The sequence below is a fragment of the Actinomadura rayongensis genome (assembly GCF_009831215.1).
Lineage (GTDB): Bacteria > Actinomycetota > Actinomycetes > Streptosporangiales > Streptosporangiaceae > Spirillospora > Spirillospora rayongensis.
On record NZ_WUTW01000013.1, the window covers coordinates 15,923 to 29,766 of the forward strand.

Genomic DNA, 13,844 nt, shown 5'->3' on the forward strand with positions numbered 1-13,844 from the left:
CTCAGGCGGGGGACGCGGCCGTGCGGACGCGGGGGACGAGGGCGGTGAGGACCGCCGTGACGACCACGAGCCCGGCCATGAGCGCGAACGTGGTCGTGAAGGCGTGCTCGGTCGGGATCGGCGGGGCGCCGGGGACCTCGACGGTGTCGCGGGCGAGCGCGGAGCCGCCGACCGCGAAGCCGAGGGAGGACCCGAACGAGAACATCACCGACACGATGCCGGGGAGGAACGCCGGGCTCTCGGCGGGGGAGAACAGCACGCCGAGCCCGCTGGCCGCCGTCATCGTGGCGCCCGCGAACACGCACATGACCAGGGCGGCGAACACGAAGGCCGGCACGGTCGCGTGGACGGTGAGGGTGAGCGCGACCAGGCCCGCGCCCGCCGCGGCCGTCCCGGCGACCAGGACGGGACGCCAGCCGACCCGGCGTGCGACGACCCCGGTGGCCGGGGCGAGGCACATCGCGAGGAACGTGCCGGGGAGGATGGCGAGGGAGTAGTCGGTGGCGCTGAGCCCGAACCCTCCGGCGGCCTTCGGGAGCTGTGCCCAGTACGGCATGAGCAGGGCGGTGGCGCCCATGAACCCGGCCATGCCGACCAGGACGATCAGCGCGAGCCCCCAGACGCGCCGGTTCGCGAGGTGCGTCACGCGCACGAGGGGGTGCGCCGACGCGCGCTCCACCAGGACGAACGCGGCGACCAGGGCCAGGCCGGCGCCCAGCAGCACGAGCGTGCCGGTTCCCGTCCAGCCCCACTCGCCGGACTGGGCGAGCCCGGTGGAGATCGCCACCACGCCGGCGCCGAGCGTCGCGATGCCCGTCCAGTCGGTCCGCCCGGTGACGCCCGCCGTCGCGGGGACGGCCACGAGGACGCACACGAGCGCGACCGCGCCGACCGCGGCGGCGATCCAGAAGATCCCCTGGTAGCCGACCGTGTCGGTCATGCGTCCGGCGATGAACCCGTCGAAGCCGGTGATTCCGGTGTTCAGGGCGTTGAGCCAGCCGAAGTAGAGCGGGTAGCGGTCGGCGGGGACGTGGTCGCGCAGGATCAGGTACGACAGCGGCAGCGCGATGACGCCGGTCGCCTGCATCCACCGGCCGATGTCGAACAGCAGCAGGCTGGACGACACCGCGACGAGCACACTGCCCGCGACGCCGAGCGCGAGGACGGCCGCGAGCATCCGGTGCCGTCCGAACCGGTCGCTCAGCGGCAGCGCGGCGGCGGTGAGCCCGCCGATGGCGAAGAACAGGCTCTGTTCGAGGGAGATCTGCGTCGGGGACGCGTCCAGGCGCCGCCCGATCGACGGCAGCGCCGGAGTGATCATCATCGCCGCGACCTGGAAGGCGCTGATGGCGAGCAGGAGGACGATCACCAGGACGACGGGGGACGCGGCGCGCGCCGTGCCCGTCCGGGCGGTTGCGGAAGAGACCATCGTGACACTCCGTGGGGAGAGCGGGCCGCTCGTGGGCGGCGTGGGCCGATCCTCACCCCGGCGACAGATGAGTGCCAGAAAATGCTGGAAACCGTCGTTTAGGCTGTGGTGCGTGCGCGAATCCACCGGAATCGACGAGATCGACCTGGCGGTCGTCCATGCCGTCGAACGGTCTCCACGCGCCTCGTGGGCCGTCATCGGCTCGCTCGTCGGCATCGACGCGAGCACGGCCGCCCGGCGCTGGGAACGCCTGGAGGACGCCGGCGTCGCGTGGGTGACCTGCTACCCGGTGCTCGTCAGCTCCCTCGCCGCGGCCGTCGTCGCGCTCACCTGCGCCCCCGACGCCGCGACCCGCGTCGCCGAGACGATCGCCCGCGACCCGCAGGCCCTGTTCGTCGACGTGACCACCGGCGCGGCCGACGTCCTCGTCACCGTCGGCGCCGACGGCATCGCCGCGCTCTCCTCCTACGTCCTCGACCGCCTCGGCGGGACGCCCGGTGTCACCTCGGTCCAGACCCACCCCATCCTCGTCGTCCACGCGGAGGGGAACTTCGTGGGCGCGGGCTCTCTCGACAGCGCCGCCCTCCACAGCCTTCCCGTACCCGAACACGGCAGGCTCGGCGGCGCGTCCGCCGCCATCGGCGACCTCGACCGGGCGATCTGCGACGCGCTGAGCCGCGACGGCCGCCGTCCGGTCAGCGCCCTCGCCCGGGACGTCGACGCCGCCGAGGCGACGGTGCGGCGCCGGCTCGCCCGACTGACCCGGCTCGGCGCGGTCCGCATGATGGTCGAGATGGCGACGTCCCGAACGGCCACGCCGCTCACCGCCTGGTACTCGGCGCGCGTCCCGGGCCGGCGCCGCGACGCGACCGCCCGCGCGCTCGCCGCACTCCCGACCGTCAAGGCCGTCACGTCCGTCGCGGGCCCCGACAACATCATCTTCAAGGCGACGTTCCGCGACCTGGCGGACATCCACACCTTCGACACGCGACTCAACGAGAACCTGCCCGACCTGGAGACCACGGACCGCAAGGTCGTGCTGCGCCCGGTCCGGATCATGAGCCGACTCGTCGACCCCGGCGGCCACGCCCGCGAGGTGGTGTCCACCGACGTCCGCCGCCCCACCCCCTGAGACGCCGCACGCGCCATACTCCCTCCCACACCCCCCGCGTACGCGCCCTGCGAGGCAGGCCCGTGCCAGAGACCGCCGCGCAGGCCAAGGGCGTAGCCGCGTTCCGAAACGGCTGACGCCAGCTCATCCCGCGAGGCCGACGTGCCTCTCCCGCAGCTCCTTCTTGAAGGATCTTCCCGCTCGGCTTCTTCGGCAGACCCTCGGCGAAGACCACGTACGTGGGGCGCTTGTAGGGCGCGGGCGTGGACGTCGTCGGCCGGTTCGCCGCCGACATGCGGTCGGCGATGGAGCACGCGGGGGGCGGACAAGCAAGCCGACCTCACACGCGCCGCGGACGAGTACTGCCGGTGGACGGCGCGGCAGGGCAGACCCGAGTGGGGGAAATGGCCAAGTCGACGGTGTCGGGAGCACCTGCAGCCGGGCCGTCCGCACCTGAACAGCTGGGAGTTCGTCGCCGACTTCGTCAAGATCCTGCGGTTCGTGGCCGCAGGCGATCCCGGCCGGCTGAGCAAGATCGGAACGCGCCCATAATGCGAGGATCGACAAGAATCCTACCTGCCAGGCATGACGAGGTGCCGTTGTTATGGCATGTGCTCGGAAACACATATGCGATGTCGCAAGTCGCGCGATCGCAACACCCCGGGGACGCTTCCAGAACCCCGAAACCCTTCGGTCGACGTTGATCAATGGCGTGGGTGAACGGAAAAGCCCGCCACAGCGCCGAGATTTCCATCATCCGCAATTCTGTGCATCGGCGAATAAGTCTGCCAGGCCCGTCTGTTCCGCCGGAAGCAGCAACGGCTGCGCTTCAGGGCCGCACCCGAACGAGGTCAGAGGGAGGCGCCCCGGAGTTCCGCGCCGTAGACGCCGGTGAGTTTGTGGCTGACGGGCGGCGCGTGGGAGGCGGGCCAGACAGCGATCAGGAACTCGTCGGCCGGGTCGGTCTGGTCCTCGGCGTCGTCGTAGTCGTCGACCACGTCTTCCTCGACGGCGTCCCAGTCGTAGTTTTCGCTGGCGGCGGGATCGGTGTCCCGGCCGCGGGCGTGGACCCGCAGCCGGTAGGTTCCCGGCCCCGCGTGGCTGAGCGCGGGCAGCAGGTGCTCGGCGTCGGTCTCGGCGGTGAGGCCGGTGACGCGCAGTTCGCCGGCCGGGGCGGGCACGTTGATGTCAACGACGTCCTTCCAGGAGCCGGTGCTCAGCGGCGGCGGCTGGTCGAGCAGTTCGACGGTGACCGTCACCTCGCCGGTGTGGGTGCCGGTGAAAATCAGCGCGGTCCCTCACGCACGGGTCACTTGATCCACACGTGGAACGCGTCTTTGTCCAGGACGCGCTGATCGACGTAGAAGTTGTCCAGCGCGCGACCGCCGTCGCTGTTCTGCTTGGCGTTGATCATGCATGCTGTAGCCCTTGCGCCCGGTTCGGTTCGTGGCACCGCCCGGGGGAGACGGCACCGGGAGAGGGTGCGGCGCAGCGCGCTCGGACTGGTGTCGGAGTTTGCGGTCTTGGCTCCCTGATAGGTGGAGGCGAACAGGTACTCGTCGCACGACTTGCCCGCCGGGCGTGGATACGCTCCTCGGCCTGTGGGGCATGACCGGTCACGGTTCTGCTTCACCTTGCCGGCATCGACCAGACAATTCAGCACCGTGGCCTTCTTGCCCTTCTCGGAGTAGGCGCCGACCAGGCGGGACTTCTGTGCCGCGGCGATGTGCTTGGCCAGCTCGAGGAACGGGCCGTTGAGCTTGTAGAGCATGACCGGCAGCGCCTCGGGGATGATGCAGCCGGGCTTGGTCGACCCGGGCAGCGCACGGTTCGCTCGCACCACGGGGTCTGCCCGGTCTCGACGGCGCGTTCCGGGCAAGAGACCGTCATCCTCGACCATCCCTCGGCGTGACCGGCCGGCACCCCCCGCCATTACCGAATGAGCGACAGAGCCGTTAACTGAGCAGGCCCACCGTGAACGACATCAAGATCCACTTATGCGGGCCGGACCCCGGTCATGGGCAGGACGCCAGCAGGATGGAGATCACGGTGCAGGTGGCTGTGGCGGTGTCGTTGGCCGGGGTGGTGTCGTCGGGGGTGGAGGCGGTGCGGGTGGCGGTGACGGAGATGGTGCTGAGGCTGAGGATGCTCAGCGGCAGGTCGAAGGTGGCGGTGGCGGACGATCCGACGGCGATCGCGCCGGTGGTGCAGGTGACGGTGCCGGGACTGGAAGCGCAGCCTGGCGACAGGCCGGTGGCGGTCTTGCCCGCCGGGAGGGTCGCGGTCAGGGTGGCCGAGGTCGCGGGAGAGGGCCCGTTGTCGGTGACGGTGGCGGTGTAGTGCAGGAACGGCACCAGGATCCCCAGATGGGGCTGGGCGGTGAGGCTGACGGCCAGATCGGTGCCCGCCGGGTTGATCGTGGTGGACTGCGACCCGTAGAAGTCGGAGCAGCAGTTCGCCAGCCGGGCGGTCACGGTCACCGTGCCCGCCGCTGCGGGTGAGACGGTCAGGGTGATGGTACCGGGGGTGTTGATGACCGGAGAGGCGGCGCACGACACGTAAGTGGCGGAGGCGGCGTGGCAGCTGAGGTTGGGGTTGGAGGTGGACACGGCGGTGACCGAGGCGGACGCGCCCGACAGGGTGATGTCGCCGTCCCAAAGCTGGAAGTCGGCGTAGGAGATCGTGTAGGTGTAGCTGGTGCCGACAGTGACGGGGTCGGCCGAGTCGGTCACCGCTTCGACACGGGTTCCCTCCCTTTCACCGGCGCCTGCCCGCGCCGGCCCACGGCGGGCCGGAAACACCACGGGAACAAGACGCCCCGGCCCGGCCTTCCGCCCGCACCCTCCCGGAACATCCGGAAAGGACCCGGCCCCACGAGATCAACAGGAACACCCGCCAGCCGCCATGAAATTCTCACGAACCCGATCGCCCGCCCACCCACACCACCGCCACTCCCGTCTCACCCTCAACCGCCCAAACCCTCACCAACCCGACCATTGGTATATTCGCCCGCAACCGGCCCGCTCGCCGCATCCTGGCCGACGCCCGCCCACCGCAACCAGGACGGCCGGACCGACTACTCATCGACGGGGCCGGCGGGACGGCCTCGGCCCCGCCGACCGGGTGAGGGCATTGTTCGACCTGGCCTATCCGGGCACCCGGGACCGCATTATGGCCAAGACCGAGCTGGCCAGTCTTACTTGGCTGACGGTGGTGGAGTGGCATCGAGTCGGTCGGGACCGACAGCGGTGACCGTGATTCCGGCTTTCGCGAGCCCGGCGGCAACCGCGCCGGTGGGCAGCAGGCCGGCGGTCAGGCGTGCCAAAGCGGGGGCGAGTTGGATTCCGTAGCCGCCTTGGCCCGCGGCGAAGAAGAAGTCGGGGCGGTCTCGTGGGCGCCGACCACGGGTTCGTCGTCGGCGACGAAGGGGCTCATGCCGTTCATGCGCATCGTGATGTTATGGCGCTTCAGGAGCCGGCTCACCGTCTGCCGGGGACGCCGAATCGTTCGCCCAGCTCGTAGGCGGTGGCACCTGATCGGTACTGCTCGATGAGCTGCTGGGTGTGCTCGTCGTTGGGCCGCTGGGTTGGGTGTGGGCGGTGACCCGATGGCTTCTGCGCTTGCACTGCTCCGGGCTTTGGCAGCTTGCGGAGTAGTGCGCGTAGGGCACCTGGCTTGACCTGGGGGTTGGGGCAGGCCTTGAGAGGTGGGCGATACTGGGTTCGAACCAGTGACCTCTTCGGTGTGAACGAAGCGCTCTCCCACTGAGCTAATCGCCCGGGACGGGGTGCCGCTGGGGCGTTCCGTCGTGGAAAAGCCTAGCGCATCCCGTGGGGTCCCCGTGCATCGTTTGGTCGGTGGCTGGTCGGGTGGGCTTGGAAAGTGTACATTTTTGGTAGGGATGGTTGGATCGGCTGGTGTGTCCGGTCGGCTCTGGAGTCTCGGCCGAGTTCGGCTCGTGTCTGGAGGGGAGTGTCGTGAGCACCGACGAGGGCGACTGGAAGCTGTGGCATGAGGAGCGGGTGCGTGCGGTGCAGGCGCCGCTGGGCGCGCTTTCGATCACTGGCACGTACTGGGTTGAGGGGGAGACGCGGGTTCCGGGTGTTCCTGGTGTTTGGGCGCCGCATGACGTTGGTGTGGTGTTGAAGGCTGTAGCGGCGGATGGGATCCGTGCGCATGGTGAGCCGTTGGAGGGGCGTGTCGTTCTTCAGGCGGGCACGCCGGGGCTGACGGTGGGGGACCGGACGCTGGTCGTGCTGGTCCGCGATGGTGTGTCGGCTGTTCGGGTGTTCGATCCGGCGGCGCCGAGTCGGCTCGCGTTCGATGGGATCGAGACTTTTGACTACGACCCTGGGTGGGCGGTGGATGCGACGTTCACGTCCTATGACGCCGAGCGCGCTGCGGTCGTCCCCAACGCGGATGGTGCGCGGCGTGCGCTGGTTCTGGTGGGTGAGGTGGGGTTTGAGGTGGCGGGGGAGCGCAGGGTGCTTGCCGTGTCGCGTACTGCCCAGGGGTTGAACGCGGTGTTCGGGGACGCGACCAGTGGGACGTCCACGTTCCGGTTCCGCTTTCTCGATCTGCCTGAGCCGGATGCGAGCGGACGAACCGTCGCCGACTTCAACCGGGCCTATCTCCCGCCTTGTGCGTTCACCGACCACTCGCTGTGCCCGTTTCCGCCGCCGGGCAACGTCCTAAGCGTGCCCGTCACGGCGGGGGAGCGGGCTGTCCGCCGCAGCTGACCGTTCGGGCGCGGGTCGGCCGCCTGGGTGCCGGTGCCGCCATACGACGAAGATGACCAGGGACACGACGCTCCATGCGGTGAGCACGAGGTAGGGCTGGACGTGTTGGTGTCCGGAGAAGTAGACCGCCGTATGTTGCGCGCTCACTGAGGCGCCGGGCGGCAGCCACCGGCCGATGGCCCCGAGCCCGGACGGCAGCAGCGGCCAGGACACCGCGCCGCCCGACGACGGGTTGCCGAGCAGGACCATCAGGCCCCACGTCGGGAGCATCGCCCAGCGTCCGACCAGCGTGTTGAACATGGTGAAGACCATCCCGCTGGTGAACAGCGTGAACGACAGGATCGTCCACGACAGCAGGAAGGGCAGCGCGAGGACGCCGAGCAGCCAGTCCACGACGGCGCCGATCGCGAAGCCGCCGAGCAGCGAGTACGCCGCGATGAACCCGATCCGCTCCGCCGGGTTCAGCGGACGGGCGTGGACGCTGAGCTGGATCGCCCCCACGAATCCGATGATCACGGCGGCCAGTGAGATGTAGAACAGCGCGAGGCCCTGCGGATCGGACGGCTGGAGCGGCTTCACGTCCCGCACGGACAGCGGGATCCGCGCCGTCGCCGACGCCTTGGGCACCGCCTGGACGAGCAGTCGCGCCACCGACGCCCCGGCGGCCGGCGCGATGTCCAGCCGGGCACCGGGGCGCCCGGCCTCCAGGATCGCGAACCGGCGCTGTTCCTCGACGGCCCGCCGCGCGGACGCGTACGACGGGTACGTCCGGACGGCGAGCGTCGTGGACATGGAGCGGTCCAGCGCGGTGACCAGGGCGGCCGTCCGCGACGGAGGGCCGATGACCGCGATGGGCAGGTGCCGGGGCGCCGGGTTCGCCATCGCGTAGGTGTAGGACCCGGCGAACAGTCCGGCCGCCGCCGCCAGGATGAGCGTCAGGACGACCGCGGCCGGGAACGGCGAGCCGCGGAACGCTTCCCATCGCCGCCGGGACGGTCGCTCACGAGCGTGTTTGCGCACGCGAGCGCGCCTACCCGGACCAGGGCGGCGCTAAGGATCAGGACCAGGGCGTCCAGTCGGCGACGTTCCACGGCAGGTTGAAGTGGTACAGGCACAGGTACGCGATCACGGCCGCGCCGCAGACGAGCCCGCCCAGCACGGCGAGGATCGAGTTGCGGCGCTTGGTGCGCGGGTCGAGCGCCTTCTCCTTGGCCTTCTCGGCGGCGACCTTGGCGTGGTGCAGCGCGCGCTGCGCCCAGGCGAACTCGGACGCGAGGATCGCCAGGCCGACGATGATGCCGAGGATGCCGGGACCGGGCGCGACCATCATGACCAGGCCGCCGATGAGCACCGTCATCCCGACGGTGAAGACGCCGATGCGCCAGGTGGTGTTGAGCAGCGCGTTCCGCCGGATGCGCTCCCGGAAGCGGTGCAGCCGGCCCGGCTCCCCGGTCTCCTCCGGGGGCGACGACGGCGCGTCGTTCTGCTGGTTGATCGCCACGTTTTTACCCTACGCCAGAGGACTCACGACTTCGGGCCTCCGCCCCCTCCAACGACCGAGGACCTTCGATCGTCACACACGGGATGTTCTGTCGCAGGGCGAATACCCCGCACCGTCCGGCATGTTGCCCCCTTTTATGCAGGTCAGGGGGTAGATTGACGTACGTGAGATAGATCACACAGCAGGCGGGGCGCGGAATGTTCCCACAAGTCGGCCCCGTTACGCGTCATAGATCCAGGGGACATCCGTCAGAGGGGTGTCTCCCATCCGGAACGCCCGCGCACGCCGGGACCGACGTCTGAAGGATTGGCCATGAACAGCAGTACCTCCGTGTCCGCAGAGCTGGGCCTTCGCCTCGTCGTCCCCGACCGCGCGTCCGTGCCGCTGCTCGCCGGGCTGGAGTACGCGGCCGACGACCCGTACGCCATCCGCATGGCGTTCTACGTCGGCGACGACGAGCCGGTCGAGTGGATCTTCGCGCGCGAGCTGCTGACGGTCGGCATCGTCCGCCGCGCCGGGGACGGCGACGTCGAGGTGTGGCCCGCGGGCCCCGAGGCCGACGACACGCTGAACCTCGCGCTGTCCTCGCCGTTCGGCGACGCGCTGTTCGAGGTCCCGCTGTCGGCGCTCGCGGAGTTCCTGCACCGCACCTACCGCGCCGTCCCGGCCGGCCAGGAGAGCGACTTCATCGACATCGACGCCGAGCTGGAGAACCTGCTCTGGTCGTCGTGACGCGCGTCAGTCCACGAGCCGCGCGATGTGACGCATCTTGTTCGTCGCGTCCAGCGCCGCGACCTTGTAGGACTCCGCCAGCGTCGGGTAGTTGAACACCGCGTTGACGAGGTAGTCCACCGTCCCCCCGAGCCCCATCACCGTCTGGCCGATGTGGACGAGTTCGGTGGCGTTCGTCCCGAAGACATGGACGCCCAGCAGTGACCGGTCCTCCGACGAGACGAGCAGTTTCAGCATCCCGTACGAATCCCCGATGATCTGACCGCGCGCCAGCTCCCGGTAGCGCGACACCCCCACCTCGAACGGGATCTTGGCCTCGGTCAGCTCGTCCTCGGTCCGTCCGGCGAAGCTGATCTCCGGGATCGTGTAGATGCCGATCGGCTGGATCTCGTGGATGTCGGAGACGGGCTCGCCGCACGCGTGGTGCGCCGCCAGCCGGCCCTGCTCCATCGACGTGGCGGCCAGCGACGGGAAGCCGATGACGTCCCCGACCGCGTAGATGTGCGGGACCTCGGTGCGGTAGTCGTCGTCCACCTTGATCCGGCCGCGGTGGTCGGCGTCCAGCCCGGCCGCGGCGAGCCCGAGGTCGTCGGTCATGCCCTGCCGCCCCGCCGAGTACATGACGGTGTCGGCGGGAATGCGCTTGCCGCTCTCCAGGACGGCGATGGCGCCGCGCGCGTGCCGTTCGACGGACGCCACGGCCTCGCGGAACCGGAACGTCACCGCCAGGTCGCGCAGGTGGTACTTCAGCGCCTCGACGATCTCCAGGTCGCAGAACTCCAGCATCCGGTCGCGCCGCTCGACCACGGTGACCTTGCTGCCGAGGGCGGCGAACATCGACGCGTACTCGATGCCGATCACCCCGGCGCCGACCACGACCATCGTCTCGGGGATGCGGTCCAGGTGGATGATGCCGTCGGAGTCGATGACGGTCCGGTCGTCGAACTCCACGGTCGCCGGACGGGCCGGACGCGTCCCCGTCGCGATGACGATCTTGTCGGCGGTGTAGTCGTGGGCGCGGCCGTCGACGTCCTCGACGGTGATCGAGTGCGGGCCGGTGAACCGGCCGTGGCCGCTCAGCGTCGTGATGTGGTTGCGGGCGAGCTGGCTGCGCACCACGTCGATCTCGCGGCCGATGACGTGCCGGGTGCGCATCCCGAGATCGGCGACCGTGATGTCGTCCTTGACCCGGTAGCTCTGCCCGTACAGTTCGCGCTGGTTGAGGCCGGTCAGATAGAGGACGGCCTCGCGCAGCGTCTTGGACGGGATCGTTCCCGTATTGATGCAGACGCCGCCGATCATGGTCGCCCGGTCCACGATGGCGACGCGCCGGCCGAGCTTGGCGGCGGCGATGGCCGCGCGCTGTCCGCCGGGGCCGGACCCGAGCACAAGGACGTCGAAGTCGTTCACGCTCCTCAGTGTCGCAATCGCGGGGCCGCTTTATCAGGTGTACACACATTCCGGATCCGGCCGGGTTCGTTGAGGACGCTCCGAAAAGGGCAGAATCACGCCATGAGCTTGCTGGGCATCGACATCGGCGGATCAGGCGTCAAGGGCGCCCCGGTGGACCTCGCCACCGGGGAGTTCGAGGCGGAGCGGATGCGCATCGACACCCCCCACCCGTCCGAGCCGAAGGCGGTCGCGGCGGCCGTCGCGCAGATCACCGCCCACTTCGGCGGGACGGGACCCGTCGGGGTGACCTTTCCCGGCGTCGTCCTGCACGGCGTGACGCGGACCGCCGCCAACCTCGACCGGAGCTGGATCGGGGTGGACGCCGCCGCGCTGTTCGGCGAGGCCACCGGACGCCCCGTCAGCGTCCTCAACGACGCCGACGCCGCCGGGATCGCCGAGATGCGGCTCGGCGCGGGACGCGGCGCGCGGGGGACGGTCGCGATCTTCACGCTCGGCACCGGCATCGGCAGCGCCCTGTTCACCGAGGGCGTGCTGCTGCCCAACACCGAGTTCGGGCACCTGGAGCTGGACGGGCACGACGCCGAGAGCCGCGCGTCCGCCAAGGTCCGCGAGGACGAGGACCTGAGCTGGGACAAGTGGGCGCACCGCCTGAGCGTCTACCTCCGCCACGTCGAGAAGCTGATCTCGCCCACGCTGATCGTTCTCGGCGGCGGCGTGAGCCGCAAGGCCGACAAGTTCGTCCCGCTGATCACCGGGGTGAGCGCGCCGATCGTCCCGGCCGCGCTGCACAACAACGCCGGGATCGTCGGGGCCGCGATGGTCGCCGCCGCCGCGCGGCCCTGACGGTCAGGGATCCATCACCTCGGCCGCCCGCGCCGCGAACGTCTCCATCGCCTTGGCGGTGATCGGGCCGGGCGCCGCCGGGAGCGCGACGCCGTCCACCAGCGCGATCGGCTGCAGGTCGCGCGTGGTGGACGTCAGGAACGCCTCGTCGGCGTCGCGCAGCGCGTCCAGCGGGACGTCCTGCTCCTCGCCGCCGCACCACTCCAGCGCCAGCGCCCGCGTGACGCCCGCCAGGCAGCCCGCCGACAGCGGGGGAGTGACGAGCCGCCCGCGCCGGACGACGAACACGTTGCTGCCGGTGCCCTCGCACAGGTTCCCCGCGAGGTTCCCGAAGATCGCCTCGCCCGCGTCCCGCCGTGCCGCGTAGTCCAGCGCGACGGCGTTGTCGGCGTAGGACGTCGTCTTCAGCCCGGTCAGCGGACCCCGCTCGTTGCGCGGCCACGGGACGACCGCGACCGCCGCCGTCGCCGGGAACGGCCGCTGCTCGGCCGCTGTCACCACGACCGTCGGGCCCGCGTCCCCGCGCGCCGAGCCGAGCGGACCCGGACCGCTCGTGTACGTCACGCGGACGCGGCCGAGCGGCCAGCGCGGCGCCGCCGCCAGCACCTCCAGGACGCCCTGGGCGATCGCGTCCTGGTCCGGTTCGGGCAGTCCGAGGCCGGCCGCCGACACCGCGAGCCGCCGCAGGTGCCGGGTCAGGGCGAACGGCTCGCCGCCCGACGCCTTCACCGTCTCGAAGACCCCGTCGCCGACGAGGAAACCGTGGTCGAGCACCGACACCGTCGCGTCGCGCGGGTCGACCAGATCACCGTTGATCCAGACCTTGCCCTGCTCCGTCACCGGAAGCCACCTCCAACAGCCGAGCCGCCTTCAGCTCGGTCTCGCGCCATTCGCCGGCCGGGTCCGAGCCCCAGGTGATGCCCGCTCCGGTGCCGAAGCGCAGCATGCCGTCCTCCGCCCAGAAGGTCCGGATGCCGACCGCGAGGGCGCCGCGCCGGGCATCGGCGTCGACCCAGCCGATGGCTCCACAGTACGGCCCGCGCGGGACCGGTTCGAGTTCGGCCAGCAGCGCCAGCGCGCTCGCCTTCGGCGTCCCGGTGACCGACCCGGGCGGGAACGTCGCGGCGATCAGCTCGGGCCAGCCCGTCCCCGGCGCGAGCCGCGCCCGGACGGTCGAGACCATGTGGACGAGCCCCGGATGCTCCTCCACCGCGCACAGCTCCGGCACCGTCACCGAACCCGTGGCGGCCGTCCGGCCGAGGTCGTTGCGGACGAGATCGACGATCATGACGTTCTCGGCGCGGTCCTTCGGGAGCAGGCCCGCCGCCGTCCGCGCGGTGCCCTTGATCGGACGGGACTCCACCACGTCGCCGTCGCGCGCCAGGTACAGCTCGGGGGACGCCGACGCGATCTCCAGGCCAGGGACGCTCAGCGTCATCGCGTACGGGGCCGGGTTGCCGCGCGCCAGCCTGCGCCCGAGGCCCGCCATCCCCGCGCCCGCCGGCAGCGGCGCCGACAGGACGCGGCACAGATTGGCCTGGTACACGACGCCGTCGGCGATCTCGTCCCGGATGCGCCGCACGCCCGCCGTGTACGCGGCACGGTCCAGCGAGGACGTCCACGCGCCGGGAGCGCTCCACGGGCCGTCCGGATGCGGGGCCCGGCGGACGTCGGTGAACCGCACGCACGTCACCTTGCCCTCGAACGTGACGGCCACCGCCCACCAGCCGCCGCCCTCCAGCGCGGCCGGATCGCTCGTCGTCTCCGCCGGTCCCGTCGCCAGCACGCCGCCGGCGTACGCGAAGTCCATCCCAGTCCGTCCCTGCCGTCCGCTCTCGGGACCAGTGTGCCGGGCGCGGCGGCCCGCGCCGTCGCCCGGGGCCCGACCTCGGGAAAGGCCGCCGCGGCGGTAACCGGTTTGGGGAACGCGGCGGAACGCGCTAGTGTTCTGCATGTCGCCGCGAGGGACCGGCCCGGAAGGGATCGGAACCGAGCAGCACACGCGGAAGTGGCTCAGGGGTAGAGCATCACCTTGCCAAGGTGAGGGTCGCGGGTTCAAATCCCGTCTTCCGCTCT

13 protein-coding genes and 2 tRNA genes are annotated in these 13,844 nt (G+C 70.9%); 5 read left to right on the forward strand and 10 right to left on the reverse strand.

The features are described 5' to 3' along the window. Position 1 precedes the first annotated feature (1 nt). On the reverse strand, positions 2-1,429 hold the full coding sequence (locus GQ466_RS30340; RefSeq protein WP_161106522.1) for an MFS transporter: 1,428 nt from the start codon (positions 1,427-1,429) through the stop codon (positions 2-4). Positions 1,430-1,541: 112 nt separating this feature from the next. Here GQ466_RS30340 and GQ466_RS30345 point away from each other — a divergent pair, with 112 nt between their 5' ends. Then, on the forward strand, positions 1,542-2,561 hold the full coding sequence (locus tag GQ466_RS30345; protein WP_161106523.1) for an Lrp/AsnC ligand binding domain-containing protein: 1,020 nt from the start codon (positions 1,542-1,544) through the stop codon (positions 2,559-2,561). Positions 2,562-3,391: 830 nt separating this feature from the next. Here the strand turns inward: GQ466_RS30345 and GQ466_RS30350 are convergent. The 4 genes from GQ466_RS30350 to GQ466_RS30365 form a co-directional block, all read right to left on the reverse strand. Continuing rightward, positions 3,392-3,799 carry a hypothetical protein gene (locus GQ466_RS30350; protein ID WP_161106524.1) on the reverse strand — a complete coding sequence of 136 codons (408 nt, stop codon included), beginning with the start codon at positions 3,797-3,799 and terminating at the stop codon, positions 3,392-3,394. Positions 3,800-3,849: 50 nt separating this feature from the next. Continuing rightward, complete coding sequence (locus GQ466_RS30355; RefSeq protein ID WP_161106525.1) at positions 3,850-4,383, reverse strand: hypothetical protein; 534 nt, start codon at positions 4,381-4,383, stop codon at positions 3,850-3,852. Between the two features lie 172 nt (positions 4,384-4,555). Further along, positions 4,556-5,272: a DUF11 domain-containing protein gene (locus GQ466_RS33035; protein WP_161106526.1), complete on the reverse strand. Its 717-nt coding sequence runs from the start codon at positions 5,270-5,272 to the stop codon at positions 4,556-4,558. A gap of 975 nt (positions 5,273-6,247) precedes the next feature. Then, positions 6,248-6,319 (reverse strand) — tRNA-Val (locus GQ466_RS30365). Positions 6,320-6,517: 198 nt separating this feature from the next. Here GQ466_RS30365 and GQ466_RS30370 point away from each other — a divergent pair. Next, complete coding sequence (locus tag GQ466_RS30370) at positions 6,518-7,279, forward strand: DUF1684 domain-containing protein (RefSeq protein WP_161106527.1); 762 nt, start codon at positions 6,518-6,520, stop codon at positions 7,277-7,279. On the opposite strand, the gene GQ466_RS30375 is transcribed toward GQ466_RS30370, so the two are convergent. Continuing rightward, entirely contained in the window at positions 7,232-8,299 is a 1,068-nt protein-coding gene (locus GQ466_RS30375) for an ABC-2 transporter permease (protein ID WP_161106528.1), read from the reverse strand. The two genes, GQ466_RS30370 and GQ466_RS30375, sit on opposite strands and share 48 nt — an antisense overlap. 37 nt (positions 8,300-8,336) lie before the next feature. Then, positions 8,337-8,780 carry a PGPGW domain-containing protein gene (locus GQ466_RS30380; protein WP_161106529.1) on the reverse strand — a complete coding sequence of 148 codons (444 nt, stop codon included), beginning with the start codon at positions 8,778-8,780 and terminating at the stop codon, positions 8,337-8,339. A gap of 312 nt (positions 8,781-9,092) precedes the next feature. On the opposite strand from GQ466_RS30380, the gene GQ466_RS30385 reads away from it, so the two are divergent. Continuing rightward, positions 9,093-9,512 carry an SsgA family sporulation/cell division regulator gene (locus tag GQ466_RS30385; protein WP_161106530.1) on the forward strand — a complete coding sequence of 140 codons (420 nt, stop codon included), beginning with the start codon at positions 9,093-9,095 and terminating at the stop codon, positions 9,510-9,512. A gap of 6 nt (positions 9,513-9,518) precedes the next feature. Here GQ466_RS30385 and sthA read toward each other — a convergent pair whose 3' ends face one another. Then, the gene (sthA, locus tag GQ466_RS30390) at positions 9,519-10,922 is read right to left on the reverse strand and encodes a Si-specific NAD(P)(+) transhydrogenase (RefSeq protein ID WP_161106531.1); all 1,404 of its coding nucleotides are present in this window, start codon (positions 10,920-10,922) and stop codon (positions 9,519-9,521) included. 102 nt (positions 10,923-11,024) lie between these two features. Here sthA and ppgK point away from each other — a divergent pair, with 102 nt between their 5' ends. Further along, complete coding sequence (ppgK, locus tag GQ466_RS30395; RefSeq protein WP_161106532.1) at positions 11,025-11,768, forward strand: polyphosphate--glucose phosphotransferase; 744 nt, start codon at positions 11,025-11,027, stop codon at positions 11,766-11,768. A gap of 3 nt (positions 11,769-11,771) precedes the next feature. Here the strand turns inward: ppgK and GQ466_RS30400 are convergent, their stop codons facing one another. Together GQ466_RS30400 and GQ466_RS30405 are read right to left on the reverse strand one after the other, a co-directional pair. Continuing rightward, positions 11,772-12,608, reverse strand: coding sequence for an aminotransferase class IV (locus GQ466_RS30400; RefSeq protein WP_161106533.1), 837 nt, complete (start codon positions 12,606-12,608; stop codon positions 11,772-11,774). After that, the gene (locus tag GQ466_RS30405) at positions 12,574-13,578 is read right to left on the reverse strand and encodes a chorismate-binding protein (RefSeq protein WP_161106534.1); all 1,005 of its coding nucleotides are present in this window, start codon (positions 13,576-13,578) and stop codon (positions 12,574-12,576) included. Before GQ466_RS30405 ends, GQ466_RS30400 begins: the two co-directional genes overlap by 35 nt. Before the next feature lie 192 nt (positions 13,579-13,770). Between GQ466_RS30405 and GQ466_RS30410 the strand changes: the two genes are divergently transcribed. Then, positions 13,771-13,842 (forward strand) — tRNA-Gly (locus GQ466_RS30410). Positions 13,843-13,844: the final 2 nt, after the last annotated feature.

What these genes read in the sequence shown, in the direction of transcription:
- GQ466_RS30340 (WP_161106522.1), bottom strand. Translation starts at nt 1,429, where the DNA reads ATGGTCTCTTCCGCAACCGCCCGGACGGGCACGGCGCGCGCCGCGTCC.
- GQ466_RS30385 (WP_161106530.1), top strand. Translation starts at nt 9,093, where the DNA reads ATGAACAGCAGTACCTCCGTGTCCGCAGAGCTGGGCCTTCGCCTCGTC.
- ppgK (WP_161106532.1), top strand. Translation starts at nt 11,025, where the DNA reads ATGAGCTTGCTGGGCATCGACATCGGCGGATCAGGCGTCAAGGGCGCC.
- GQ466_RS30405 (WP_161106534.1), bottom strand. Translation starts at nt 13,578, where the DNA reads ATGGACTTCGCGTACGCCGGCGGCGTGCTGGCGACGGGACCGGCGGAG.